This window comes from Pseudomonas sp. 14P5.3.2, from assembly GCF_057799175.1.
Window position 1 is genome coordinate 15,760 of the sequence record NZ_JBYOKU010000047.1, and the last position, 25,300, is coordinate 41,059.

The following is a 25,300-nucleotide window of genomic DNA, read 5'->3' on the forward strand; positions in this document are numbered from 1 at the left end:
TTGCGCTTTTTTCGACAGCGGTCGTTGCCTAGTCTGATCGTTCCATTTCGATCAAGGACGATCAGCGCCATGCCCATCCAGCCCCTGCAAGGACCTCAGTCCGAATTGCCCCGCACGCCCGCCGCTCCCGGCGTTCACCATGAGGTGATCGCCAAGGCCCTGCCGGCGTGGCTGCGCGAGACCAGTGTCGCGCGCGTCAACCAGCTTAAAACCCTCAAACCGGGCATCGAGCCCTGGCATCGCGACATCGCGCCCGCCGATCATCAGCACTTGCAACAGGCACTGCAGAGGGCCTGGAAGGCTCAGAACAAAGTCGACCAGGCCCTGAACAATCTGCAAGACGTCTACGCCTTTGCCAAACCGCTCCTGCAACAGGCACTGACGGCGCGCTTCGGTGTCGAGGACGATGTCGAACAGACCTGGCTGCGCCTCTACGCCCCGGTGAACACCTCCTGGTGGGTGCATGATTTCGCCGGCGCCACCAACAGCCGCACGGTCTCGCTGCTGGATGCCGCGCTGCATAACTTTTCCAGCGGCGAGGTGTTCAGCGAGGACTCGGAATTCATCAGCCGCCCGGATGCGAATGGCCACTTCACGGTCAAGCCGCTCAAACACAAAATGCGCATCGAACAGTTCAAAACGCTGTGCCGTGAACTCGACCTAGGCGCGCGCTACCAGCAACACCTGAACGCTTTTCTGTTGCCCGGCGATGGCGTCGCACGCCAGGTTTTACGGCACAAGGTCGGGCTCAGCCAGAAGAGCGCACTGCACCTCGCCGCACGCATGGCTCTGGCGAAAAAACACATCGACGCGGACGCCTATGACGTCGTGCAAGGCATGCTCGACGACCGCCGCAATCTGCGATGGAAAGGCCGGACCGTCAGTTACTACAACCTGACGATGATGGACACCACGCTGACCGGCATCGTCCTGATCGCCCCGGATATACTCGGCGCCCGCGCGCCTGTGCCACTCATCGCCTATGTCCCCCACGACCCGGAACACCCGCTCAAGCAATACCCCTCGTCACTCGCGCTGATGGCCGAACTGACCCGGCAATTGCGCGACAGCACATCCTCTGAGAGCTACCAGAAATTCTTCAGCCAGTTTGTCGGTCAGCAGCAGCGCGGGCATTTTTTCGCGCAGCTCAATGACCGTCTGGCGCAGGTCAGATGGCAGCCGGTACAGGCCGAAGCCAATATGCCAACCTGGCGCGAAACGCCGGTGGACAACCCCAATCTGCGGTTTCGCCTGAGCAACATCCGCGACGACCGCGAGACCCGCTTCAACGGTGATCTGTGGGGGTATCTCTATCGCCAGAAGCTCAACAAGATCCTCAATGATGCCGCCGAGATCGCGATTTCCACGGCGTATGCCGACCGCATGGCCCGTTGGGCCTGGTGGGACAACCTGGAAAAAATGCTCTCGAACATCCTCAACGTCGCGTTGCTGGTGGTGACGCCGTTTATGCCGTTCCTCGGCCAGTTGATGCTCGGCTACACGATGTACCAACTGCTCGACAGCACATTCGAATGCCTGGTGGATCTGGCCGAGGGACGTAAGGCCGAGGCCGGTGAACAGGCGATTGGCGTGCTGGAAAACATCGTCCAGTTCGGCGCCTTTGCCGCGGGCACAGCCATTGGCCAGACCTTCCGGGTCAAGTTGTCGGCGTTTGTCCAGGAGATGAAACCGGTGCAATCGGCGGATGGCCGCACGCGCCTGTGGAGCCCCGACCTGACGCCCTATCACTTGCCGGAGCAGACACTGCCCGCGCACAGCCAAGCGGATGCGCAGGGCCTGCATGCAGTGGGGGACAAACAGTTGCTGAAGTTGGATGGGCAACTGTTCGAAGTGGCGAAGGACCCGGTCACCGGCGCGCATCGCATCCGTCATCCACAACGGCCCGAGGCTTACGCACCGAGCCTGACGCACAACAGCGACGGCGCCTGGGTCTGTGAAACGGAGAACCCGCGCCAGTGGGAGGGAACCCTGTTGATGCGCCGCATCGGCCATCGCACCGAGGGTTTCAGCAGCGCCCAACTGGAGCACATGCGCCTGCTCACCGGCACCGACAATAATCTGCTGCGGCGTATGCACGTGGACAACACTGAGCCGCCGCCCCTGCTCAGCGACACCCTCGATCGCCTCGCTGCCACACCGCCGCAGGCTTCAGCCACTGCGCTTTCGCCGGCAGCCCGCCAGTTGCTGGTGGACTGCCCGCAGTTGACCTCGACCCTCGCCGAACGCGTGGTGGCCCAGGCCACACCGATGGAGTCGCAGGCGATCGTGGCCCAGCGGCGCCTGCCATTGCGTCTGCGCACGCTGGCGCGCGAGGTGCAATTCGAGGTGCAATCGGTGCGCGCCGCTCAGGGCTTGCAGAGCGAAGCCCTGAGCAACATCGACAGCGAACGGCTGATCCTCGGCGCGCTGCGGCACTACAGCGATACCTTCGGCACATTGCGCGTGGAAATCCGCGAGGGCAGCTTCGATGGCCCGTTGCGGTGCGAGGCCGGTGCCGCGTCCGCCGAACGGGTGCGCGTACTGGTGCGGATCGCTGCTGATCGTTATCAGGTGCGCGATGGCGACGACCAACCGATCCACGCCCCGAGCGGTCTGTATGAAGCGATGGCGCAGGCCATCGACCATGAGGGTGGCAATGCCCTGGGCATGCGCACCCACGATGTCGAACAGTTCCGGCAATGGGTCATCGACAAGACCCTGCCTCCCGAGGAACGCCGCACACTGCTGGCCACCCCGCCGATCCGCCCGGTCGCTGAACACGCCACGCTGTTTCTGCTGCGCGGCCCGGCCCTGAGCAGGAACGCGGCGACTCTGCAGGAACGCATTCAGGACCTGCATCCGCACTTCAGCCCGGGCGAGGTCAATGCGTTTGCCGACGCGCTCACCGCACAGGGCGAGCCGCTCAAGGCCATCGCAACCCATGAAAACGATCTCGATGAGCTGCGGGCCATCGTCCATCGCTGGCGCTATCAGCAACCGGACAGCTGGGGACCGGGCAGCCAGGGCTTTCGCGACGGTGGCGGGCTGCATATCTACGACAGTCTGCTGGACTGCTTCGAACGCAAGAACCCGGACCTCGGCAATCGTGCCGATCCCTCGTCCTTTGCCCTCGATCTGTCCCGGGAACTGCTCTCCGTGGATCTGGAAGTCTGGTGGGCGAAGCGTCCGGGGCTGAAAAAATTCCTCGATAAGGTCACGGTGCTGAAACTCGACAACACGCGGTTTTCCACCAACCCCGACGGCTTGCTCAAGGACTTTCCGAACCTGGTCGAACTCAGCGCCAAATACTGTGAGCTGACCCGTTTGCCGGAGCGCATCGGCACCACACTGCGGCGCCTCGAACGGCTGCGTCTGAGCAACAACCACATCGTGCTCGATCCGGTCGCGGTCGAACGGTTGCGCAGCCTGAGCTACCTCGAAGTGCTGAAAATGGACGACAACCCGTTGGGCCTGTCCCCCGATCTTTCACGCATGCCGCGTCTGAAGGTGGTCGTGCTGAAAAACACCGGGCTGACGACCTGGCCCGAAGGCATTCTGGCCAGGCCGCGCCCCCGGGCGTTGCTGCTCGATTTGCGCGGCAACCCGCTGACGCAGATCCCCGAAGCTCCGACGGGCTCCGATGCGCAGTGGCTGGTGGCCCGCACGCGTCTGGACGTGGTGGCCCTGTCCGATATCAACCGCCTGCGCTATCAGGCTCATCGCCGGGCAATGGCCTTGCCTGAGGAGCCGTTGCTGTCCCCGGCCCCGGGGCAGAACACGGCGATCGTCTCCAACTATGGCGCCGACTATTGGAGCGATGTCCCCGGCTGGGGCGTCGACCGCGAAACCCCGTGGGCGGAACTGGTGGAGGAGCCCGCCGCACAGCCATTCATGGCGACGCTGCTCAGCGTGCGTGACTTCGCCGACTACCGGGCCGATGGCGCCGCGCGCGCGCAACTGATGCAGCGCGTCTGGCGCATGCTCGACGCCGTGCACGTCGACAGCCGCCTGCGGGAAAAACTGTTCACCATGGTGGTCGCACCGGTGGACTGCGCCGATGCCGGTGCGCAGTTGTTCAATCACATGGGCATCAACGTGCTCGCCTACGAGGCCCATGCCTATTCGGTCGACCCGAAGGAGCTGGAGCTGAAACTGGTGACGCTGGCCAAGGGCGCGGCACGTCTTGAGCATGTCAACGAGATCGCCCGGGCCGACGTCGCCAGCCGCGGCGGCAACCCGGACGATGTGGAAATCTACCTGACCTATCAGACCGGCCTGGCGAAACGCCTCGGCTTGCCGTGGCAGTCCGAAGGCATGCTGTATCGACAGGTGTCCGGCGTCAGTGACGCGATGATCGATCAGGCCTATGGCACCGTGCTGGCGCTGGGCGAAGGCGACGGTCTGGTGAACGCGATGCTCGAACTCGACTTCTGGACGCAGTACCTGGAAGAAAAGTATCCGACACGTCTGGAAAGCAACAAGCGCCGCTTCCAGGCCAACTATGACAAGCTCGAATCGCTGCGCGAAGTGCAGCGGCAGTGGAGCGAGTCGACCCAGACCGAGCAACGTAAAGCCTTGCGCGAACAGCTCCTGGACCTGATGCAGGACCTCCCCGTCCCCCCGACGGTGGTGTTCGACGAAGCGCCGATCAGCGACGCGGTGTTCGATCGATTGCTGGTTGACCTGGCCGATGACGAAAAAGAACTGGCACGCCGCCTGACCCGTGAAGCACTGCGACGCGCCGGGCTTTGATGCCGGCGTAAACTTCCGCGGCCTGTCCACTAGAGAGCGGACAGGCCGGTGGATTCAGGGCGCCGCGGCATTGAAAATCAGCTGTACGTTGCCGTAATAACTCCCCGGTTTGTAGCCACCGGCGGGCACGATCGGCTGGATCTCCAGCACATAGCGCCCGCCAGCCCGGGCCTGCTCCGCCGAGACCACCTGGCGCGGCGACTCGTGACTGAGTTCGGTATCGGCGAAGCTGACGCGCAGATAAATGTTCTGTTCGGCGCGGCCATTGGACAGGTACGCCTGGCTGTCCAGTCGGGCCTCGATAGCACTGGTGTCGTGCCGCACGTCGAAGTGTTTGCGCAATCCACCGAGGCTTTTGCTGCTGACATTCCACGGCAGAATCTGCGCCCGATGAATCCAGTCCGTCTCGGCCGGTATGACGTAAAAACCCAGCGTCGGGATATCCACCGACACCTCGAAGCGGTGCTCTTCGCGCGCCGCGAACAGCGTGCTGCTGAACAGCGTCAGCAGGCCCGCGCTCACGGCCATGAACGATTGTTTGATCATCTCAGGTTATCCCGTGATTAGCGGCCGGCAACGCGCAAGGTTTTCTTGCTGGCGCCTTCCACCAGATTGAAGCGGTATTCGCGCCCGGGTTTCTTCTCGAACTCGAAACTGTTGCCGGCGCGCACGTGGTGCTTCGTGGTCGGTTCGCAGGCGGTTTCGTCCGTCAGTGCGCAGTTGCGAAACTCGTCGACCACGACCACGGTGTTGCCGTTGTTGCGCACGCGATAGGTGGTCGGGGTGTCTTCGATCACGCTGTCGAAACGGCTGTCTTTCGGGCGTACGAAAAACACCGTACCGAAACCGGTCATGACGTTGACCCCGGCTGACAAGGTATTTTTGTACTGTTCGCGCTCATCGGCGGACACCGCGAACTCGTCTTCTTTTTCCGGAACCACGGGGATGAAGCGCACGCGGAAATAGCGCTCCCGGTCGCGCTCGCCCAGCAACACCAGGCGCGTGCCCTGCATGCCGTTGGCCGGGACGATCAGCCGCGCCGGGCTGGCCATCAGGCCGTCACGGCTGCTCATGTCCGCCTGATTCCTGACTTCGATCTCCCGCGATTTGCCGTCGGCGTCGTAGATGATTTCGAGGATGTTGACCTTGACGAACGCGGTGCTGTCACCGCTGTTGAATACGCGCTTGAGGTAGGTGCTTTTGTCACCCTCGAGATAGTCGTACACCGTACCGACATTGATCTGTGGAGCGGCCTGCAGGGCGAAGGACAACCCGCTCAAACCGATTGATAACAACAAACGTTTCATCACCTTGCTTCCTTGGTCATTGAACACACTGCCGACGTGGCGCTTCGATAGCCGGCCCATCAGATATCCGAATCCCAGATCACAATCACCGTGCCCCTGTAGCTGCCGCTCTCGCCGGGGCGCAGCATGGTGGCCATCGAATGGGGCGGCACTTCGAAATGCAGGACGCCGGGAGCCCGATCCACATAGAACCCGGGTTTGAAATACAGCGCGTTCTCCTCCCCCGATTTCAGGCGCAAGCGTCTTACCGGTTGGCCGGACAGGTCGGTGAGGCCATTGGGCAGACTGACACTGACGAACATCTCGGCCCGGCGATTGGTCTCGGCATCCTCGATGGCGCACTCGCCATTCAATCCGGGCCCGCACATCATTTGCATCTTGAACCGCGACGAGGCCGAGATAGTGAACGTCTGGTCACGGAACAGGCTCACCGGCCGCCGCCCGGCCTGCAGCCAGCCCTGCCAGCCACCGGCGGGCACCAGGCGGACTTTTTCCCCGCCGGGCGGGATATCGACCTTGAGCTCATGTTCAACGTCGAGGCGAAAGTCCAGAACGATGATGTCGTCAGTCGGAACCATGACATCGCCCAGGTCAAAGTCCTGATTGGGTCCGATCCGAAACACGTGCTGTCCGGTGTATTGCCCCTCAACCATCGCCAACGGATCGGGCGTTACCAGCTCGTAGGTGATATCGAAGGTTTCATATTTGAAGGGTTGGGGAATATTGAACATCGCTTTCTTCGAGCAGGTGCCTGCGTCGATCGGATGCCGCCAGAAACTGTTGAAGCCGATGTTGTTGCCCGCTCCCATCAAGCCAGTACAGGGCGGGCCGGCGAAGCTCCAGGTTCCGTTTTCAAAAAGAAAACTGTGCCCCAAGCCGTTGGTGAGTTCTGGCGCAGGCAGTGGCAGCTTGTATGCGACGCCCATTCCCGCGACACGAAACCTGACCACCTGAGGCGGGGCTGTCGGGTGAGTGACGGTGATGGTTTGCCATTGCGACGGAATGTTGAACATCGCGCCCTGTCTCTCGAGGCTGTGGCCGCCCTGAATGGTCGCATTCGCATGGGACTGAATGGGCAAACGCAGACTGAACAGACTCTCCGCCCGGCATTGCGGCGGGTTATCAAGACAAAAGCCAGTGACCGGGGTTCTGTTCTCGAACCGGTTGAATTGAGGGTTAGCGGGGTTGGGCTTGAACACTGCGCGGATTTCTTGAGTAACCGCTTCGGCGGATGAAGACAACGTCATCATCAACACCCCCGACATGACTAAGACACGTTTTACCGAGCTCCAGGCTCCTGTCATATGCATCACTGATCCAGTCCTCGAGATCTTGTGTGGGGAGTTTTTCATCCTGATTGCTCTGCGCTGAAACCGGCCTCGGCCAACGTGTCCGGCGAACAGCGCAAATCACCGATCATCAGCACGTTGTTTTCACGGCGGTGGCTGTCGATATCGAGCCGGAACCGGCAAAGCAATTGATCGGCGTAGCGCACTTCGAGCGTCGGTGCGCCGGCGTGCATTTCCATCGAGAAAAACCCGTCGACTTCGCTGACCCCACGGCTGGCGTGATTGATCACGTGGTGGCCCTTGAGCGGCCGGCCCTGCGGGTCGAGCAGGCGCCCGAGCACGGTGACGGTTTGCATCACGCGGACCTTGCGGTACTCCACGCCGCCCTTGTTCAGGTGATAGCGGGTACGGGCCGGCTCGATGCTGGCCGCCGGGACATGATTGCCTTCGAAATCGAAGCTCACCGAGCTGTTGCGGTACGCCGTGAGCGGGATGAAATTGCGCCCCGGGCGCAGCGCCGCGCTGCCGCCACTGAGGTCGTCGGCGCGCAGGGCGACGTCGGTGATATCCGACTCGACATCGACGATCATCCCGGCGCCGCGGCCCTGATGCTGACTGGTCAGCACCAGCCGCTGAGCGCCGACGATCACGCTGCTGTCGAGGTTCACGCCACCGGTGAAGTTGCCGTTATAGGACGAGCGCTGCAGGAAGCCGTCGCCATTGATCCAGTCGGTTCGGAAGTTGGCCAGGCTGGCCAGACCGACGCCGTAGGTGTCGGTCAGCGCCGTGAGCGAAACGCTTTGCAGCACGTGATCCTGCCAGTCCTTGCGATAGCCGAGCGAGGCGTTGTTGTCGCGCCCGCCATCGCGTGCCGTGCGGCTGCCGATACTGCCCGAGACCTGCTGGCCGGGGCCGCCCAGCGCCATGCTGATGCTCAGGTCGACCCCGCGATTGCGTGCATCGCCACTGCTGTAGCTGCCCGGCCGATCGAACAGCGACAACCGCCAGTTGGCATCGCTGCCGAACAACTCGGTGCGCTGGCTCCAGCCAAGGTCCATGCCCACGCCTTCGACGTTGCCTTCGCTGTGCGAAACCCGTGCGCTCAAGGAATTCTTGCGGCTGAGGCGGTGGTTGATCGCCAGCGACGAATTGCTGGTTTCGCCGATGAACACATTGCGCTGACGCACGCGGGTGCCGTCGGGCAGCGTGTCGTAGCTGTTGCGGGTGTCGAGCCAGCTGCGGTTGTGGCTGATCACCAGGCTGCCGGCGCCGTAGTTGTACAGGCCCTGCACATCGGCGCCGGTGCCGTGATCCTCGGTCTGATAGAGGTTGGCGAAAAAGCTGACGCTGTCGGCCAGGCTCCAGTCGATCGAGGTGCCGTACTGCAAGGTGTCGCGCACCTGACGTGCCGACAACCCGAGGATCACTCGCGGGTGCAGCAGGTAGTTGAGCGCGACGCCGGCGGTGAATTCACCGCTGTCCTGTTCGTCCCAGTTGCTGAGCAATTTGCTTTCCTGCCCGGCGAACAGGTTGTAGCGCCAGCGCTCGTCGAGGTTGCGCCAGTTCACCGGTTTGTACACCAGTTCCTGGGTGGTCGAGGTGGTCTGGCCGTCTTCGATCAGGCGCACTTCGACCTCGTAGATACCGCCGGGCAATGGCCGGGTGTCGAGGGTCTGCAGGCCGGCAGTGACTGACTGGGTGTTGATCAGCAGGCCATCGCGATAGATCTCCACCGACGCCTGGCGATTGGCCGTGACGAAAATCGGGTACACGCTGGGGCGCGGGCTGTCGACGGCGAGGCTGTCGGAGCTGCCGTACATCACGCCCACCGCCGTGTCCGGGCTGGTGCCGAACGACCGTGGCTGGCGGGTCAGTCCTTCGGAATTGGGGGTGAAATAGCCCAGACGGAAAAAACTGCCCTGCAATTCACGCTGGGTGTAGAGCTCGTGTACCGCGTGATAGGTCTGGGTGTCCGGCCCGCCGAGGCGCGCCAGCTGCATGTTGAAGGACTGGCTCCAGTTGCCGAGGCTGGCACTGGCTTCCAGACCGAAACGGCCACCCATATCCTGATCCTGGCCACCGTTGAGGTTGAGCTGATTGCGCAGCATCAGACCGCTGCTGCCGCCCTCCGGCTGCTCATGGAAACGTTGCGCCTGCAAATCACGCTCGGCGTTTTCCGTGACGATCGACAGCAGCGAGCTTTCGAGGTTGTAGTGCACCGCCAGCAGTTGCTCCGGGCATTGGCCGCTGCAACTTCCCAGGGCGATCCCGGGTTTGAGGATGCTCGCCCAGGTTTCACGCTCGACGGCGCTGATGCGACTGTCACTGGTGTCGGTGAAGTCGAGCAGGGTAATGCGGTCGTCACGCGACAAGACGATCATTGCCTCGCCAAGAGGTTGCTGATCAAGTTCTACGCGAACAGCCAATGGAACATCAAAGAAGTGCTCTTCAAAGTCTGCCGGCAACCCTTTGGCCTGGGCCAACAAACTTCGCGGCGTATTATCAACGGATGCGGGCGCCGCGAGTACGCCGCTGCAAGTCAGCAACGCAAGCGCAGCCGCGATGGGCGTCATCGGAAACATGAACGAATACTCTGATTACCGGAAAGTAAAAGTCCGGCCGGACAACTTCAAAGTTGCAAGTTGCCGACCGGTTACGCCACTTGAACAAGTAACGTCAGGTATTGCCGTTATGCCTCAGACCGAAGGTTCCACAACCAGCATGACCACGCCGGTGTAGTCGCCAGGGGCGGGTTTGGCACCGGTAGCGCTGATCTTGAAGGGTGCGCGATAGCGCGTATTGGACTCGGTGTCACCGACCACTTCCTGAGAGAGGGTGGTCAGCGTCTTGCCGTTGAGTTCGACCTTCAGATCGACGGTTTTGTTGCCGGCAATCAGCTTCGGCACGCCTTCCAGACGGGCGTGAACCTTGCCGGCGGTGTGCAGCACGTCGAAGTGACCGTTGACCTCGCGCATCGAATCGGTGGACGGGTTGTAGCTCATGTCCTGATCCTTGTTGACCAGGTCGGCATCCACCGGCACCGCGTAGAAGTCATCAGGCGGCACGTGCGCCACGATGCTGATCGAGTGCTTGGCTTCGGTGGCGGCAAACGCCATCGAGGCGCTCATGGCCAATACGGTCAGAGGGGCGGCAAAGGCGAGTTTCTTGAGCATCATTGAATACCTGTCTTATATAAATTAGTTGATTCATCGAAAGATCAAGATGAGCACAACAGTCACGAGCAGTTAGTGACTCACCGTTAACTTTCAACGCCGAGGCATGGTCAACCAATTTATATTTAAAGTAAGCAGGCAATGTCCTGCGACCTTGTAGCCTGAGCGCCATTAGATGAGAGAGAAAAAACCGCGAAAATCAGGAAAGTTCCTGTTCAACTGTAAGAGACAGGCTACAACGCGCCACCCGGGTGACTCTACGCGCCAGAACTTTGCGGCAACTTCCGTAAGACCGATACCACACTTTCCCGAGATTAAAGGGCGAAACCGGACATTAGAGAGTTAGCACTAAACTGCGCCTTTGCCGCGGGATTTAATACCGGTTTTTTTTGATCGTTTTCCGGTTTTTGCGCCTGCGGATTCGATGAATCAGATCTGCACCGTTGGTCAGGACCTCTTGCGCCGGCGTAAAGATATATCTTAAGTTGTATCTAAACACGACGAGAGAGAAGGCAAAAATGAGAGACCATCATTCCCCCCACCATCACCGCGAACACGGCGACGGCCGTGACGGCTTCGAAAAACGCCCCGGCCGTGAACGCGGGGGGCGCGGCCCACGGGTCTTCGCCCCCGGTGATCTGAAATTGCTGCTGCTGGCGCTGATCGCCGAGCAGCCCTGCCATGGCTATGACCTGATCCGCCAGATCGAAGGCATGTTCGATGGCGCCTACAGCCCCAGCCCCGGCGTGATCTACCCGACCCTGACGTTCCTCGAAGAAAGCGACCTGATCAGCGGCGACGCCGAGGCCGGCAAAAAACGCTACAGCGTGACCGAGGCCGGTCGTTTGTCTTTAAGCGAGCAAGCGGTAGCGCTGGATGGCGTGCGCATGCGCATCGACGTCAGCAAGCGTTCACTGCGCGGCCATGACCGGCCGCCGGAAATCCACGAGGCGGTGCACAACCTGCGCCACGCCTTGCAGTTGCACCACGGACGCTGGAGCGCGGAAGAAATCCAACGGGTTGCCGCGCTGCTCAACGACACCGCCAAAGCCATCGTCGACGGCCCTGCCGTTCAATTTGCCCCGGAGAAAGCCGAATGACTGCAGTCGATACGCAAACCATTCACCGCGTGATGCACGAAATCAAACGCCGCAAACTCGAAGTGCTGCGCGTGGTCGACCTGACCCCGCGCATGCGCCGCATCACCCTCGGCGGGCCGGAGCTGGCCGGGTTCATCAGCCTGGGCACCGACGATCACGTCAAACTGCTGTTCCCGCAGAACGCCGAACAAACCGCTGCGCTGGAAACCATGGTGCTCGGCGCCGGCAAGGACAACGGCCCGCTGCCCGAGATGCGCGACTACACCCCGCGCCGCTACGACCTGGAAAAACTCGAGCTGGACATCGACTTCGTCCTGCACGGCGACGGCCCTGCCTCGACCTGGGCTGAACAGGCCAGACCCGGGCAATTCCTGCACATCGGCGGGCCACGCGGTTCGATGATCGTGCCGGACATCTTCGACAGCTATCTGCTGATCGGCGACGAAACCGCCCTGCCCGCTATCGCCCGCCGCCTCGAAGGTCTGGCGGCCAATCGCAAGGCGCTGGTGGTGATCGAAGTGGAGAACGGTGCCGAGCAACAAGTGCTGGAGAGTGCGGCGCAGGTCAATGTGATCTGGGTGTTGCGCGAGGGCGGCAAGGACAACCTGCTGACCACGGTCAAAGAGCTGCAGGTGCCCAAGGGCAATCTGTATGCGTGGGTGGCGACCGAGACCAAGGTCTCGCGGCAGATCCGCCGGGTGCTGCTGGATGAGCATGGGCTCAATGAACAGTTCGTCAAAGCCGTCGGTTACTGGCGGGCTGAGGGTTCGGCAGAAGAGTGATTTGCCCTTGTGGGAGCGGGCTTGCTCGCGAATGCGGTCGATCATTCAACCATGATGTTGACTGACCTGACGCCTTCGCGAGCAAGCCCGCTCCCACTTTGACCTTTTAACTTCGTCCTGACTGCCAGCGGTCGACCCCGATCACCAGCAAGCCAATCAGCACAAATCCCACCAATATCCCTCCAGCATTGATGAACACCTGTGCATAACCGAGCAACGCCACATCGATGAACGGATACGCATACGCGCCGAGCAGATGCCCGCGCAGCAGCGCGTAAACGAAGTACAGCAGCGGATAGATCAGCCACAGCGCCAGGTGCTTCAGGCGCAACGTGCCCTTCGGTACGCAAAACCACCAGTAGCCAAGAAACAGCAACGGCATCACGTCGTGCAGCAATTCATCGGCAATAAACTGCCAGCCTTCGGGGTGCCATAGATGCCGCAGCAAAATGCTGTAGGCCAACCCCACCACGGCAATGCTCACCGCCACCCCACTGTTGACCCATGGCTGCAGAAACCAGCGTTGCGCAGCGGATTCACGCCGGGTGATCGCGCAGGTCAGCACCGTCGCCACCAGCGTGTTGGTCAACACCGTGAAGTAACTGAAGAAACTCACCAGCCCGCCCAGCAGGCTGGCATCGACACTCAGCCGCGCAAGGAAAATCAGGTACATCTGAATGCTCAACCCGGCCCAGCCGAGGCTGGCGAGGAGCGTGATCAGGCGTCGCCGCGAAACGGCGTTCATCTCAGAGCGGACGCTTGGTGCGCATCAGTTTCACGTACAGGCGCTCGACCTTCTCCCGCGCCCACGGGGTTTTGCGCAGGAACGTCAGGCTCGACTTGATGCTCGGGTCGCTCTTGAAGCAGCGGATATCGATGCGCTCGGCCAACCCCGACCACTCGTAATGCGCCACCAGCGCATTGAGGATCTGTTCAAGGGTTACGCCATGCAGCGGATCGGGAGTGTGGTCGTTCATGCCAGGCCTTTGGACGGAGTGAAAATGCACAAGCCGCGCACCTTAGCCGAGGGGCCGGTCAGGTGGAAGGCCTTGCATCAAATGTAGGCCAACCCGAGAAGATCGCAGCCTGCGACCATCGCCACAATGCGCCCGTTTGCCGCACTGTTACCGAATCCGAAACGCTGCATGTCTGCAAAAGCCCTTTGTCTTTTTGTTACAGATCATTATCCTGCCGCCCTTCAGCTGAATCGCTTCACTGCCTGCGTCAAATTGAAGCGCTCGGTTTACCCCCGTAAAACACCAAAAAAAGACTGACCCATGCCTGATTTTTCCTTCTCCCGAGACAGCGCTATCTCAACCCTGCGCCTGCTCGGCGGCTGCACCGCGCTCGGCTTCGCCACCTACGCCCAGGCGGCCCCCGCCTTCGACAGTGACTCACCGTGGATGCTCGGTGACTGGAACGGCACGCGTACCGAGCTGGCGGAAAAAGGCTACGACTTCAAACTCGATTACACCGGCGAAATGGGCAGCAACCTGCACGGCGGCTACGACCACGATCGCACCGCGCGCTACAGCGATCAGTTCGGTCTGGGCACGCACCTGGACCTGCAAAAAATCCTCGGCTGGGACGACGCCGAATTTCAGCTGACCATCACCAAGCGCAGCGGCAACAACATCAGCAACGACCGGATCAACGATCCACGTGTTGGCGGCTTCACCTCGGCCCAGGAAGTCTGGGGCCGTGGCCAGACCACGCGCCTGACGCAGATGTGGTATCAGCAGAAATTCTTCGACCAGAAGCTCGACATCAAGGTCGGCCGCTTCGGCGAAGGCGAAGACTTCAACAGCTTCCCGTGCGACTTCCAGAACCTGGCGTTCTGCGGCTCGCAGGTCGGCAACTGGGTCGGCGGCATCTGGTACAACTGGCCGGTCAGCCAGTGGGCACTGCGGGTCAAATATCACCTGACCCCGGAGCTGTACGCGCAAGTCGGCGCCTACGAGCAGAACCCGTCGAACCTTGATCGCGGCAACGGCTTCAAGCTCAGCGGCAGCGGCACCCAGGGCGCCGTGTTGCCGGTGGAACTGGTGTGGACGCCGAAGCTCAACGGTCTGCCGGGCGAATACCGTGCCGGTTACTACTACAGCAGCGCCAAGGCCTCTGACGTCTATAAAGACCAGAACGGCCAGCCCGCCGCACTGAGCGGCGAAGCCTACCGCAGCGCGTCGAGCAAGCACGGCGTGTGGTTCGGCGCTCAGCAGCAAATCACCAGCATCGCCAGCGATCACTCGCGCGGCTTGAGCGTGTTCGCCAACGCGACGATGCACGACAAGAAAACCAACGCGATCGACAACTACGTGCAGGCCGGCGTGGTCTACAAAGGCCCGTTCGATGCCCGCGCCAAGGACGACATCGGTTTCGCCCTGGCCCGCGTCCACGTCAACCCGGCCTTCCGCAAGAACGCCGAAGCGAGCAATCAGGCGCACGCCGTCTACGACTATGACGACCCGTCCTTCCTGCCACCGCAGGACACCGAATACAGCGCCGAACTGTATTACGGCGTGCACGTCGCCAACTGGCTGACCGTGCGCCCGAACCTGCAATACATCCGCCATCCGGGCGGCGTGAACGAGGTCGATGACGCACTGATCGCGGGGATCAAGATCCAGTCTTCGTTCTAAAGATTTACGCAAATCCCCAAGGTGGGAGCGGGCTTGCTCGCGAAGGCGGCGTGTCAGTCGATGCATCAGCCTTCTGACACACCGCTTTCGCGAGCAAGCCCGCTCCCACAGGGGATTTATGAAATTTGTTAGCTACACAAGTTTTATCTGAACCATACCTGTGCCCAATCGTCATCTAGAGTGACTAAAGCGCGGGACTAAATAAACGTCACGGAGAATCACACTATGAGCACTGAAAGTGCTTCGAGTCGGGGCCGTCTGTTACCGAGCCTGCTCGGCATTCTGCTTCTACTGATGGGCCTGGCCATGCTGGCCGGGGGAGTCAAGCTGAGCATGCTCGGCGGCTCGCTGTACTACCTGCTGGCCGGTATCGGCATTGCGCTGAGCGGCATTCTGTTGCTGCTGCGTCGTCGCGCAGCGCTGGGCCTGTACGCCATCGTGTTGTTCGCCAGCACGGTCTGGGCCTTGTGGGAAGTCGGTCTGGACTGGTGGCAACTGGTGCCGCGTCTGGCACTGTGGTTTGTCCTCGGCATCGTGATGTTGCTGCCGTGGTTCCGTCGTCCGCTGCTGCTTGCCGGCCCGGCGCCGATGGGCACGGGTGGTCTGAGCGTGGCTGTGGTGCTGGCCGGCGTCACTGCCCTGGCCAGCCTGTTCACCCACCCCGGGGAAACCTTTGGCGAACTGGGCCGCGACACCGCAGACATGACCAGCACCGCGCCAGCCATGCCGGATGGCGAATGGCAGGCCTATGGCCGCACCGAATTCGGTGACCGCTACTCGCCGCTGAAGCAGATCACCCCGGCCAACGTCGGCAAGCTGAAAGAGGCCTGGCGCATCCAGACCGGCGACCTGCCGACGTCTGATGACCCGGTCGAGCTGACCAACGAAAACACCCCGCTCAAAGTCAACGGCATGATCTATGCCTGCACCGCGCACAGCAAAGTGCTGGCACTGGACCCGGACACCGGCAAGGAAATCTGGCGCTTCGACCCGCAGATCAAGAGCCCGGTGGGCTTCAAGGGCTTCGCCCACATGACCTGCCGTGGCGTGTCGTACTACGACGAAGCCGCCTACGCGAAAGCTGATAACGCCGCTTCCGCCGTTATCTCCGAAGCCGGCAAAGCCGTTGCCCAGGCCTGCCCGCGTCGTCTGTACCTGCCAACCGCCGATGCACGCCTGATCGCACTGAACGCCGACACCGGCAAGATTTGCGAAGGCTTCGGCAAAAACGGCGTGGTCGACCTGACCCAGGGCATCGGCCCGTTCACCGCCGGTGGCTACTACTCCACCTCGCCAGCGGCGATTACCCGTGATCTGGTGATCATGGGCGGTCACGTCACCGACAACGAATCGACCAACGAGCCATCGGGCGTGATCCGCGCCTTCGACGTGCACGACGGCCACCTCGTGTGGAACTGGGACAGCGACAAGCCAGACGCCACCGAGCCTTTGGCGCCGGGCGAAATCTACAGCCGTAACTCGGCGAACATGTGGTCGCTGGCCAGCGTCGATGAAAAACTCGGCATGGTTTATCTGCCACTGGGCAACCAGACTCCGGACCAGTGGGGCGCCGACCGCACCCCTGGCGCCGAGAAATTCAGCGCCGGCATCGTCGCGCTGGACCTGGCCACCGGTAAAGTGCGCTGGAACTACCAGTTCACCCACCACGACCTGTGGGACATGGACGTTGGCAGCCAGCCAACCCTGCTCGACATGAAAACCGCCGACGGCGTGAAACCGGCGCTGATCGCCCCGACCAAACAGGGCAGCCTGTACGTCCTCGACCGTCGTGACGGCACGCCAATCATCCCGATCCGCGAAATCCCGGTTCCGCAAGGCGCCGTGAAAGGCGACCACACCGCACCGACCCAGGCCCGTTCGGACCTCAACCTGCTGGCCCCGGAACTGACCGAAAAAGCCATGTGGGGCGCGAGCCCGTTCGACCAGATGCTGTGCCGCATCCAGTTCAAGGAACTGCGCTACGAAGGCCAATACACGCCTCCGTCGGAGCAAGGCAGCCTGATCTACCCGGGTAACGTCGGCGTGTTCAACTGGGGCGGCGTCTCGGTCGACCCGGTTCGCCAGATGCTGTTCACCAGCCCGAACTACATGGCCTTCGTCTCGAAGATGATCCCGCGCGCCGAAGTGGCCGCCGACAGCAAACGCGAAAGCGAAACCGCCGGTATCCAGCCAAACACTGGCGCGCCATACGCGGTGACCATGCACCCGTTCATGTCGCCCTTCGGCGTACCGTGCCAGGCCCCGGCCTGGGGCTACGTCGCCGGTATCGACCTGACCACCGGCAAAGTCGTGTGGAAACGCAAGAACGGCACCAGCCGCGACAGCTCGCCAATCCCGATCGGCTTCACCCTTGGCGTGCCAAGCATGGGCGGCTCGATGGTGACTGCGGGCGGCGTCGGCTTCCTCAGCGGCACCCTCGACCAGTACCTGCGCGCCTACGACGTGAACACTGGTAAAGAGCTGTGGAAATCGCGTCTGCCTGCCGGCGGCCAAGCGACCCCGATGACCTATACCGGCAAGGACGGCAAGCAATACGTCCTGCTGGTGGTGGGTGGTCACGGTTCGCTGGGCACCAAGATGGGTGACTACGTGATTGCGTACAAACTGCCGGAATAAGTTTTAGCGGCGGTAATAGAAAGGCGATGTTCCGTGAGGGACATCGCCTTTTTTGTTGCACACAGCTTTTCTGAACTCACTGAAAAACCTGTGGGAGCGGGCTTGCTCGCGAAGGCGGTGTGTCAGCCAATTAATTTGCCACTGACACACCGCTTTCGCGAGCAAGCCCGCTCCCACAATGGACGGTGTCCGTCCTACAGAAGCGCGTTACATGCGGGAGTTTTCTGACAAGTCGCGTCGGTTGTGCTTCGGAAGTCGGCTGGATAGGCTTTGAAGATCGCTGGAAATTCAGCGAACGGGCGTCGCGGCCTGATAACTGATGCATAATCGCCGACCTGACAGCACCTGCCGGTGCCTGTTGGTTGTTTCATGGCGGCTGTGCGCGGGATACCTTTCTAGGGAGGTATGCCGATTTCTCAGTTATCGGTCCGCGAACCCGCGTACAGCTGCCACCTCAGATTGCGTCGCGGCAATCGAAGGTAGCTCCACTTCACCAACTGAGAACTCATCATGATCAAACCCACACCGAATCCCCCCGAAACCTCCCCCTACGAATCCCTCGATTCCAGAAAACTCCACGACGCCGCCGAACGTGCGCTGGATCACTACCTGAAACCCTCCGCCGCCGCTGTGAGATTCCACAAACCCAGCAGCATGTTCCAGGTCGCCCCGGACATGGACAACGAAAGCCTGCTGGCCCACGCCTGCGAATCACTGGCCTCGGCGAGCATCATGACCAGCGACATCGCAGCCTATGTGGACAGCCCGCAGCGGCAGACGATTCTGGCGATCCAGCAGATCATCATGCTGGCTGAACTGGCGGTGAATCGGGTGCTGGATAATGTGGAAATCACCCAATCTGCGGCGCACATCTGAGCCATAGCAGGAGCGGGCTTGCTCGCGAAAGCGTCAGCACACCCAACACTTGCGGTGACTGACACACCGCTTTCGCGAGCAAGCCCGCTCCCACAGTAGAATTGGGTGAGTCAGGTGGAGACTGGTCGGCTCGCAGGCCGCCATCGCGAGCAGGCTCACTCCTACAGTTGGAATGGGTGTGGTCAGTTGGAGATTGGTCGGCTCGTAGGCAGCCATCGCGAGCAGGCTCACTCCTACAGTTGGAATGGGTGTGGTCAGTTGGAGATCGGTCGGCTCGCAGGCCGCCATCGCGAGCAGGCTCACTCCTACAGTTGGAATGGGTGTGGTCAGTTGGAGATCGGTCGGCTCTTAGGCCGCCATCGCGAGCAGGCTCACTCCTACAGTTGGAATCGGTGTGGTCAGTTGGAGATCGGTCGGCTGTCAGGCCGCCATCGCGAGCAGGCTCACTCCTACAGTTGGAATGGGTGTGGTCAGTTGGAGATCGGTCGGCTGTCAGCCGCCATCGCTGGCAAGCCAGCTCCCACAGTTTTGATTTGTGTACGCCCCATGCGGCGCAGCCGCCCCACTCAACACAATGAGCGCAAGCTCGAGTACCGCTTTTGATCTTGATCCACGGGCGACGTCGGAAGGCTGAGTGGAGGGATTGATCCGGGGGTGGGAGCGCAGCGACCGTTTGGCGCAGCCAAACACAGCGAGAGGAGGTGCAGCGAAGCAAACCGGAGGCGCTGCGCCCGGATCAATCCCGGAACGAAGGAACCCCGAGCCCCAGCGAGCGGGCCGAACGCAGGAGCAAGCGTTTTTTGCTTACTTTTTTAGGCGCTTGTAAAAAAGTGAGTCGCCGTCAGGGCGAAACCCTAAGTAGCCGTTACCAAAAAAACGGATATGTACACAAAAAACCAAGAACCTGGTCGGCCCAAAGGCCGCCAAGTCCAAAGCGAGCCCCCTGTCAAAACCCTGAACAAACAAGCAGAAACACCCACCCCCATTGAAACCACCCAAAGCCTGCCCCATCTAAGACCCATACCCCATTGCGCAGGTGCCCCAATGAGCGACCAGCAAGAATTCCCGGACAACCCCGACGACTACACCGAAGCTGACCACATCGAACACCACTCCACCGGCAAAGGCCTCGCCCTGCCCGGCCAGAACCTGCCGGACAAGGTCTACGTCATCCCGATCCACAATCGCCCGTTCTTCCCGGCCCAAGTGCTGCCAGTCATCGTCAACGAAGAACCCTGGGCCGAAACGCTCGATCTGGTGAGCAAATCCGAACACCACTCCCTGGCCCTGTTCTTCATGGACACGCCCCAGGAAGACCCGCGCCACTTCAACACCAAAGCCCTGCCGCAATACGGCACGTTGGTGAAGGTGCACCACGCCAGCCGTGAAAACGGCAAACTGCAGTTCGTCGCCCAGGGCCTGAGCCGCGTACGCATCAAGACCTGGCTCAAGCACCATCGTCCACCGTACCTGGTGGAAGTCGAATACCCGCACCAGCCGACCGAGCCGACCGATGAGGTCAAGGCCTACGGCATGGCGCTGATCAACGCGATCAAGGAACTGCTGCCGCTGAACCCGTTGTACAGCGAAGAGCTGAAGAACTACCTCAACCGCTTCAGCCCCAACGATCCGTCGCCGCTGACCGACTTCGCCGCCGCCCTGACCTCCGCCACCGGTTCCGAGCTGCAAGAAGTGCTCGACTGCGTGCCGATGCTCAAGCGCATGGAAAAAGTCCTGCCGATGCTGCGCAAGGAAGTTGAAGTCGCGCGCCTGCAGAAAGAGATCTCCGCCGAGGTCAATCGCAAGATTGGCGAGCATCAGCGCGAGTTCTTCCTCAAGGAACAACTCAAGGTCATCCAGCAGGAACTCGGCCTGACCAAGGACGACCGCAGCGCCGACCTTGAACAATTCGAGCAACGCCTGGAAGGCAAAGTCCTGCCGGCGCAGGTACAGAAACGCCTCGAAGAGGAAATGAACAAGCTGTCGATCCTCGAAACCGGATCGCCGGAGTACGCGGTCACCCGCAACTACCTCGACTGGGCGACCTCGGTGCCGTGGGGCGTGTACGGCGAGGACAAACTCGACCTCAAGCACGCGCGCAAGGTGCTCGACAAACACCACGCCGGCCTCGACGACATCAAGGATCGCATCCTCGAATTCCTCGCCGTCGGTGCCTACAAAGGCGAGATCAGCGGCTCGATCGTGCTGCTGGTCGGCCCGCCGGGCGTGGGTAAAACCAGCGTCGGCAAGTCCATCGCCGAATCCCTCGGCCGACCGTTCTACCGCTTCAGCCTCGGCGGCATGCGTGACGAAGCCGAGATCAAGGGCCACCGCCGCACCTACATCGGCGCGCAGCCGGGCAAACTGGTGCAGGCGTTGAAAGACGTCGAAGTGATGAACCCGGTGATCATGCTCGACGAGATCGACAAGATGGGCCAGAGCTACCAGGGCGACCCGGCCTCGGCGCTGCTGGAAACTCTCGATCCGGAACAGAACGTCGAATTCCTCGATCACTACCTCGACTTGCGCATGGACCTGTCGAAAGTCCTGTTCGTGTGCACCGCCAACACCCTGGATTCGATTCCCGGCCCGTTGCTGGACCGGATGGAAGTGATTCGCCTGTCGGGCTACATCACCGAAGAAAAAGTCGCCATCGCCAAGCGCCACCTGTGGCCGAAGCTGCTGGAAAAGGCCGGCGTGTCCAAAGGCAGCCTGAGCATCAGCGACAGCGCGCTCAAGGCCTTGATCGACGGTTACGCCCGTGAAGCCGGGGTGCGCCAACTGGAAAAACAGATGGGCAAACTGGTGCGCAAAGCGGTGATGAAGCTGATCGACGACCCGAAAGCGGTGATCAAGCTCGGCCCGAAAGACCTCGAAGCCTCGCTGGGCCATCCGGTGTTCCGCAACGAACAAGTGCTGTCCGGCACGGGTGTGATCACCGGCCTGGCCTGGACCAGCATGGGCGGCGCGACCCTGCCGATCGAAGCGACGCGAATTCACACGCTCAATCGTGGCTTCAAACTCACCGGGCAACTGGGTGATGTGATGAAAGAGTCGGCGGAGATCGCCTACAGCTACGTCAGCTCGCACCTGAAATCGTTCGGCGGCGATCCGAAGTTCTTCGATGAAGCCTTCGTCCACCTGCATGTGCCGGAAGGCGCGACACCGAAGGACGGCCCAAGCGCCGGCGTGACCATGGCCAGTGCCCTGCTTTCGCTCGCACGCAACCAGGCGCCGAAAAAAGGCGTGGCGATGACCGGCGAACTGACCCTGACCGGGCATGTGCTGCCGATTGGCGGGGTGCGCGAGAAAGTCATCGCGGCGCGGCGGCAGAAGATTTTCGAGCTGATCCTGCCCGAACCGAACCGCGGTAACTTCGAAGAGCTGCCGGATTATTTGAAGGAAGGCATTACCGTGCACTTCGCCAAGCGCTTTGCGGATGTGGCGAAAGTGTTGTTCTGACAGTTATCCAGAGCCTGACACACCGCCTTCGCGAGCAAGCCCGCTCCCACATTGGTTGTGTGGTGATCACAAATCCTGTGTTCATCACAAAACCCTGTGGGAGCGGGCTTGCTCGCGAAGGCGTCTGTAGCGACACCACTGACTGCCTGACGGTCACACTTTGTCTCATCTTCAGTTATGCTCGCCGTTCGTCGCCAACACCGGAGCCACTGAGCCTATGTCCCCCACTCGCCTGTTCGTCCCCCTCGCCCTTTCCCTGCTGGCCGCCTGCGCCACGCAGCCGAAACACAACGTGACCGTGGAAAAACAGAGCGAATGCCCCGTGCGGCTGACCAACGGACAAAACCTGATCGTGATGCTGCCAAGCAATCCGACCACGGGTTATCGCTGGGCGATTCAGGATTCGGCGGGCGGTGTGCTCCATGCCCTCAGCCCCGAGGTTTACAGCAGCCCGAAAGATTCCGGCATGGTCGGCGCGGGCGGTTTTTCCACCTGGCGCTTCCAGGCCTTTGCCACCGGCACCGGCCGCCTGCGCCTGACCTCGCAGCAACCTTGGGAGCCCGAAGTAACACCAGTGGAAACCTTCGACTGCGCCATCTCGGTGAACTGACCGTGGGCTGGCTGATTCTGGCGCTGATGGGCGCGGTGACGTTTCTCTACGGCGTGAGCACCCATGCGGCGCTGTTGTGCCTGTTGGTCAAACCGTTGCCGGTGCTGGCGCTGCTCGGCTGGCTGCACGATGCACCACCCAGCGACTATCGGCGCTGGATCAGTCTGGGGCTGATTTTCTCGTTACTCGGTGACGTGTTGCTGGCGTGGCCGGGGGATTTGTTCGTGTTTGGCCTGGGTGCGTTTCTGGTTGCGCACTTGGCCTATCTCAAGGCTTACCTCAGCGATTGCAAGCGTCTGGCGCTCTTGCCGCTGGTGCTCGCGCTCGGCGTGGGCGCGGTGCTGCTGGGGCTGCTGATCTCCAGTGGTCTTGGGCCATTGCTGGTGCCGGTGGTCGTCTACGGCACCGCGATCAGCGCCATGCTCTGGCGCGCCCTCGCCCGCCTCGGCACCGACGTGCCCAAGCGTTCGGCGCTGCTGGCGGCAGCGGGTGCGGTGGCGTTCGTGTTCTCCGACAGCGTGATCGGCATTGATCGCTTCGTATCGCCATTCCACGCGGCCCCATACGTGATCATCCTCAGCTACTGGCTGGGCCAGTGGGGGATTGCCGCTTCGGCGTTTTCCCCCACCAAACGATGAAACCGTTGTGGCGAGGGAGCTTGCTCCCGCTCGGCTGCGCAGCAGTCGTAAAACCTGAGTACGAGGTATACCTGCAGTATCGCGTGCCCCGGAATTGGGGTCGCTTCGCAACCCAACGGGAGCAAGCTCCCTCGCCACAGGTATGTGTTTCAGGTTTGCTTGCGGCGGTTTATCAGACAACCCAAGCATCCCGACGCCACTTTGGCTAAAATGCCGGCCTTTTCCACCGACACCGCCGGAACCGCCGTGAGCAAAGAACCCGATCGCATTTTCGCCCAGCCGATGGCCCAGGTGCCTGACTTCGCCTTCAACGAGGACGTGGTGCGGGTGTTCCCGGACATGATCAAGCGCTCGGTGCCGGGTTACCCGACCATCGTCGAAAACCTCGGCGTGCTCGCCGCGCAGTTCGCCCAACCAAACAGTGTCCTTTACGATCTCGGCGCCTCGCTTGGCGCGGTGACTCAGGCCCTGCGCCGTCACGTGCGCACCGACGGTTGCCGGGTGATCGCGGTGGATAACTCGGCGGCGATGGTCGAACGCTGCCGTGAATACCTCAACGGTCAGGATTCGATGTTCCAGGAGTTGCTGCCGGTCGAAGTGATCGAAGGCGACATTCTCGCGCTTGAGTTCAAACCGGCCTCGGTGGTGGCGCTGAACTTCACCCTGCAATTCATCGCCCCGGAACAGCGCACCGCGTTGCTCTCGCGTATCCGTCAATCGCTGCTGCCCGGCGGCGCGCTGATTCTGTCGGAGAAGCTGCGCTTCAACGATGCGCAAGAGCACGCGCTGCTCACCGATCTGCACGTCGCGTTCAAACGCGCCAACGGCTACAGCGAACTGGAAATTGCCCAGAAGCGCAGCGCCATCGAAAACGTCATGAAGCCCGACAGCCTCGAAGAACACCGCGAACGCCTGCTGGCCGCCGGGTTCTCGAAAGTCGTGCCGTGGTTCCAGTGTCTTAACTTTGCCTCGTTGATTGCCTTGCCATGATTGATCTGTCCCCCCTCGCCCGCCGTCTGGCCGGCACGCCGCTGGCCGACTGGGCCAACACCCTGCAAGGGCAACTCGACAAGAAAATGGAGAAGGGCCACGGCGATCTGGAGCGCTGGCAGAGTGCGCTGGACGCGTTGCCGAAGATCCAGCCGAGCGAAGTCGATCTGCTCAACGGCCTGAAACTCGACACCGATTGCGACGATGAAACCCGTGCACAAATGCGCACCGCGCTGATGGGCCTGTCGCCATGGCGCAAGGGGCCGTTCGACCTGTTCGGCGTACACGTCGACACCGAATGGCGCTCGGACTGGAAGTGGTCGCGGGTCGCTCCGCATCTGGATCTGAAGGGCAAACGCATCCTCGATGTCGGTTGCGGCAACGGTTACTACATGTGGCGCATGCTCGGCGCCGGTGCCGACAGCGTGATCGGCGTCGATCCGAACTGGCTGTTCTTCTGCCAGTTCCAGGCCGTGCAGCGTTATCTGTCCGAGCCGAACGCGTGGCACTTGCCGTTCCCGTTCGAAGACATGCCGCCGAACCTGGAAGGCTTCGACACGGTGTTCTCGATGGGCGTGTTCTACCACCGTCGTTCGCCGATTGAGCATTTGCTGGCGCTCAAGGATTGCCTGGTCAAGGGCGGCGAACTGGTGCTGGAAACCCTGGTGGTCGAAGGCGACAAGCATCAGGTGCTGGTGCCGGAAGATCGTTACGCGCAGATGCGCAACGTGTGGTTCCTGCCATCGGTACCGGCGCTGGAATTGTGGCTGCGCCGAGCAGGCTTCACCGATATTCGTTGTGTCGACGTCAGCATGACGACGGTCGATGAACAACGAGGCACCGAATGGATGAAGTATCAGTCGTTGAGTGACTTCCTTGATCCGGAAGATCACAGCAAGACCATCGAAGGCCTGCCGGCGCCGATGCGGGCGGTGATTGTCGCCCGTAAGTAACCCTCTCAAACACCGCATAACCTTGTAGGAGTGAGCCTGCTCGCGATAGCGGTCTGACAGTCAAAGCAATGTTGCATGTTCGAGCGCTGTCG

18 protein-coding genes are annotated in these 25,300 nt (G+C 61.4%); 11 read left to right on the plus strand and 7 right to left on the minus strand.

Going from position 1 to position 25,300, the window contains the following annotated elements; genetic code table 11:
- Nucleotides 1-69 precede the first annotated feature (69 nt).
- Nucleotides 70-4,752 (plus strand): NEL-type E3 ubiquitin ligase domain-containing protein, encoded by a 4,683-nt coding sequence (locus AC27VU_RS26205; RefSeq protein ID WP_488725229.1) that lies wholly within the window; start codon nt 70-72, stop codon nt 4,750-4,752.
- Between the two features lie 54 nt (nt 4,753-4,806).
- Here the strand turns inward: AC27VU_RS26205 and AC27VU_RS26210 are convergent, their stop codons facing one another.
- From AC27VU_RS26210 to AC27VU_RS26230, 5 genes are all read right to left on the minus strand, one after another.
- Nucleotides 4,807-5,298, minus strand: coding sequence for a CS1 type fimbrial major subunit (locus tag AC27VU_RS26210; RefSeq protein WP_003227816.1), 492 nt, complete (start codon nt 5,296-5,298; stop codon nt 4,807-4,809).
- Between the two features lie 17 nt (nt 5,299-5,315).
- Nucleotides 5,316-6,059 carry a molecular chaperone gene (locus AC27VU_RS26215; protein WP_262142218.1) on the minus strand — a complete coding sequence of 248 codons (744 nt, stop codon included), beginning with the start codon at nt 6,057-6,059 and terminating at the stop codon, nt 5,316-5,318.
- Nucleotides 6,060-6,118: 59 nt separating this feature from the next.
- On the minus strand, nt 6,119-7,369 hold the full coding sequence (locus AC27VU_RS26220) for a hypothetical protein (RefSeq protein WP_488725230.1): 1,251 nt from the start codon (nt 7,367-7,369) through the stop codon (nt 6,119-6,121).
- Nucleotides 7,370-7,407: 38 nt separating this feature from the next.
- Entirely contained in the window at nt 7,408-9,930 is a 2,523-nt protein-coding gene (locus tag AC27VU_RS26225; RefSeq protein ID WP_488725231.1) for a CS1-pili formation C-terminal domain-containing protein, read from the minus strand.
- Between the two features lie 114 nt (nt 9,931-10,044).
- Entirely contained in the window at nt 10,045-10,521 is a 477-nt protein-coding gene (locus AC27VU_RS26230) for a CS1 type fimbrial major subunit (protein ID WP_177434765.1), read from the minus strand.
- A gap of 518 nt (nt 10,522-11,039) precedes the next feature.
- On the opposite strand from AC27VU_RS26230, the gene AC27VU_RS26235 reads away from it, so the two are divergent.
- Together AC27VU_RS26235 and AC27VU_RS26240 are read left to right on the plus strand one after the other, a co-directional pair.
- Nucleotides 11,040-11,621 carry a PadR family transcriptional regulator gene (locus AC27VU_RS26235; protein WP_103522173.1) on the plus strand — a complete coding sequence of 194 codons (582 nt, stop codon included), beginning with the start codon at nt 11,040-11,042 and terminating at the stop codon, nt 11,619-11,621.
- Complete coding sequence (locus AC27VU_RS26240; RefSeq protein WP_262142214.1) at nt 11,618-12,403, plus strand: siderophore-interacting protein; 786 nt, start codon at nt 11,618-11,620, stop codon at nt 12,401-12,403. The genes AC27VU_RS26235 and AC27VU_RS26240 overlap by 4 nt, the downstream gene beginning before the upstream one ends.
- Nucleotides 12,404-12,509: 106 nt before the next feature.
- On the opposite strand, the gene AC27VU_RS26245 is transcribed toward AC27VU_RS26240, so the two are convergent.
- The gene (locus AC27VU_RS26245) at nt 12,510-13,148 is read right to left on the minus strand and encodes a Pr6Pr family membrane protein (protein ID WP_488725232.1); all 639 of its coding nucleotides are present in this window, start codon (nt 13,146-13,148) and stop codon (nt 12,510-12,512) included.
- Nucleotide 13,149: 1 nt separating this feature from the next.
- Complete coding sequence (locus AC27VU_RS26250) at nt 13,150-13,380, minus strand: VF530 family protein (RefSeq protein WP_003227831.1); 231 nt, start codon at nt 13,378-13,380, stop codon at nt 13,150-13,152.
- A 300-nt stretch (nt 13,381-13,680) separates the two neighbouring features.
- On the opposite strand from AC27VU_RS26250, the gene AC27VU_RS26255 reads away from it, so the two are divergent.
- The 8 genes from AC27VU_RS26255 (at nt 13,681) to cmoB (ending at nt 25,208) form a co-directional block, all read left to right on the plus strand.
- Nucleotides 13,681-15,042 carry a carbohydrate porin gene (locus tag AC27VU_RS26255; RefSeq protein ID WP_400507440.1) on the plus strand — a complete coding sequence of 454 codons (1,362 nt, stop codon included), beginning with the start codon at nt 13,681-13,683 and terminating at the stop codon, nt 15,040-15,042.
- Between the two features lie 225 nt (nt 15,043-15,267).
- The gene (locus tag AC27VU_RS26260) at nt 15,268-17,679 is read left to right on the plus strand and encodes a glucose/quinate/shikimate family membrane-bound PQQ-dependent dehydrogenase (protein ID WP_003227834.1); all 2,412 of its coding nucleotides are present in this window, start codon (nt 15,268-15,270) and stop codon (nt 17,677-17,679) included.
- 510 nt (nt 17,680-18,189) lie between these two features.
- A complete protein-coding gene (locus AC27VU_RS26265; protein WP_400507436.1) occupies nt 18,190-18,555 on the plus strand; it encodes a DUF6124 family protein in 366 nt (121 codons plus the stop codon).
- Nucleotides 18,556-19,599: 1,044 nt separating this feature from the next.
- Entirely contained in the window at nt 19,600-22,017 is a 2,418-nt protein-coding gene (gene lon, locus AC27VU_RS26270; RefSeq protein WP_207199005.1) for an endopeptidase La, read from the plus strand.
- A 217-nt stretch (nt 22,018-22,234) separates the two neighbouring features.
- Complete coding sequence (locus AC27VU_RS26275) at nt 22,235-22,627, plus strand: protease inhibitor I42 family protein (protein ID WP_003227841.1); 393 nt, start codon at nt 22,235-22,237, stop codon at nt 22,625-22,627.
- Between the two features lie 2 nt (nt 22,628-22,629).
- Nucleotides 22,630-23,265, plus strand: coding sequence for a lysoplasmalogenase (locus AC27VU_RS26280; protein WP_262142209.1), 636 nt, complete (start codon nt 22,630-22,632; stop codon nt 23,263-23,265).
- Between the two features lie 210 nt (nt 23,266-23,475).
- On the plus strand, nt 23,476-24,255 hold the full coding sequence (cmoA, locus tag AC27VU_RS26285) for a carboxy-S-adenosyl-L-methionine synthase CmoA (RefSeq protein WP_003227846.1): 780 nt from the start codon (nt 23,476-23,478) through the stop codon (nt 24,253-24,255).
- Nucleotides 24,252-25,208: a tRNA 5-methoxyuridine(34)/uridine 5-oxyacetic acid(34) synthase CmoB gene (cmoB, locus tag AC27VU_RS26290; RefSeq protein WP_488725233.1), complete on the plus strand. Its 957-nt coding sequence runs from the start codon at nt 24,252-24,254 to the stop codon at nt 25,206-25,208. Before cmoA ends, cmoB begins: the two co-directional genes overlap by 4 nt.
- The last annotated feature ends 92 nt before the right edge of the window (nt 25,209-25,300 follow it).

Bases quoted from the DNA above. Each gene is read 5' to 3' on its own strand.
- AC27VU_RS26205 (WP_488725229.1), top strand. From the start codon at position 70: ATGCCCATCCAGCCCCTGCAAGGACCTCAGTCCGAATTGCCCCGCACG.
- AC27VU_RS26210 (WP_003227816.1), bottom strand. From the start codon at position 5,298: ATGATCAAACAATCGTTCATGGCCGTGAGCGCGGGCCTGCTGACGCTG.
- AC27VU_RS26215 (WP_262142218.1), bottom strand. From the start codon at position 6,059: ATGAAACGTTTGTTGTTATCAATCGGTTTGAGCGGGTTGTCCTTCGCC.
- AC27VU_RS26220 (WP_488725230.1), bottom strand. From the start codon at position 7,369: ATGCATATGACAGGAGCCTGGAGCTCGGTAAAACGTGTCTTAGTCATG.
- AC27VU_RS26225 (WP_488725231.1), bottom strand. From the start codon at position 9,930: ATGTTTCCGATGACGCCCATCGCGGCTGCGCTTGCGTTGCTGACTTGC.
- AC27VU_RS26230 (WP_177434765.1), bottom strand. From the start codon at position 10,521: ATGCTCAAGAAACTCGCCTTTGCCGCCCCTCTGACCGTATTGGCCATG.
- AC27VU_RS26235 (WP_103522173.1), top strand. From the start codon at position 11,040: ATGAGAGACCATCATTCCCCCCACCATCACCGCGAACACGGCGACGGC.
- AC27VU_RS26240 (WP_262142214.1), top strand. From the start codon at position 11,618: ATGACTGCAGTCGATACGCAAACCATTCACCGCGTGATGCACGAAATC.
- AC27VU_RS26245 (WP_488725232.1), bottom strand. From the start codon at position 13,148: ATGAACGCCGTTTCGCGGCGACGCCTGATCACGCTCCTCGCCAGCCTC.
- AC27VU_RS26250 (WP_003227831.1), bottom strand. From the start codon at position 13,380: ATGAACGACCACACTCCCGATCCGCTGCATGGCGTAACCCTTGAACAG.
- AC27VU_RS26255 (WP_400507440.1), top strand. From the start codon at position 13,681: ATGCCTGATTTTTCCTTCTCCCGAGACAGCGCTATCTCAACCCTGCGC.
- AC27VU_RS26260 (WP_003227834.1), top strand. From the start codon at position 15,268: ATGAGCACTGAAAGTGCTTCGAGTCGGGGCCGTCTGTTACCGAGCCTG.
- AC27VU_RS26265 (WP_400507436.1), top strand. From the start codon at position 18,190: ATGATCAAACCCACACCGAATCCCCCCGAAACCTCCCCCTACGAATCC.
- lon (WP_207199005.1), top strand. From the start codon at position 19,600: ATGAGCGACCAGCAAGAATTCCCGGACAACCCCGACGACTACACCGAA.
- AC27VU_RS26275 (WP_003227841.1), top strand. From the start codon at position 22,235: ATGTCCCCCACTCGCCTGTTCGTCCCCCTCGCCCTTTCCCTGCTGGCC.
- cmoA (WP_003227846.1), top strand. From the start codon at position 23,476: ATGCCGGCCTTTTCCACCGACACCGCCGGAACCGCCGTGAGCAAAGAA.
- cmoB (WP_488725233.1), top strand. From the start codon at position 24,252: ATGATTGATCTGTCCCCCCTCGCCCGCCGTCTGGCCGGCACGCCGCTG.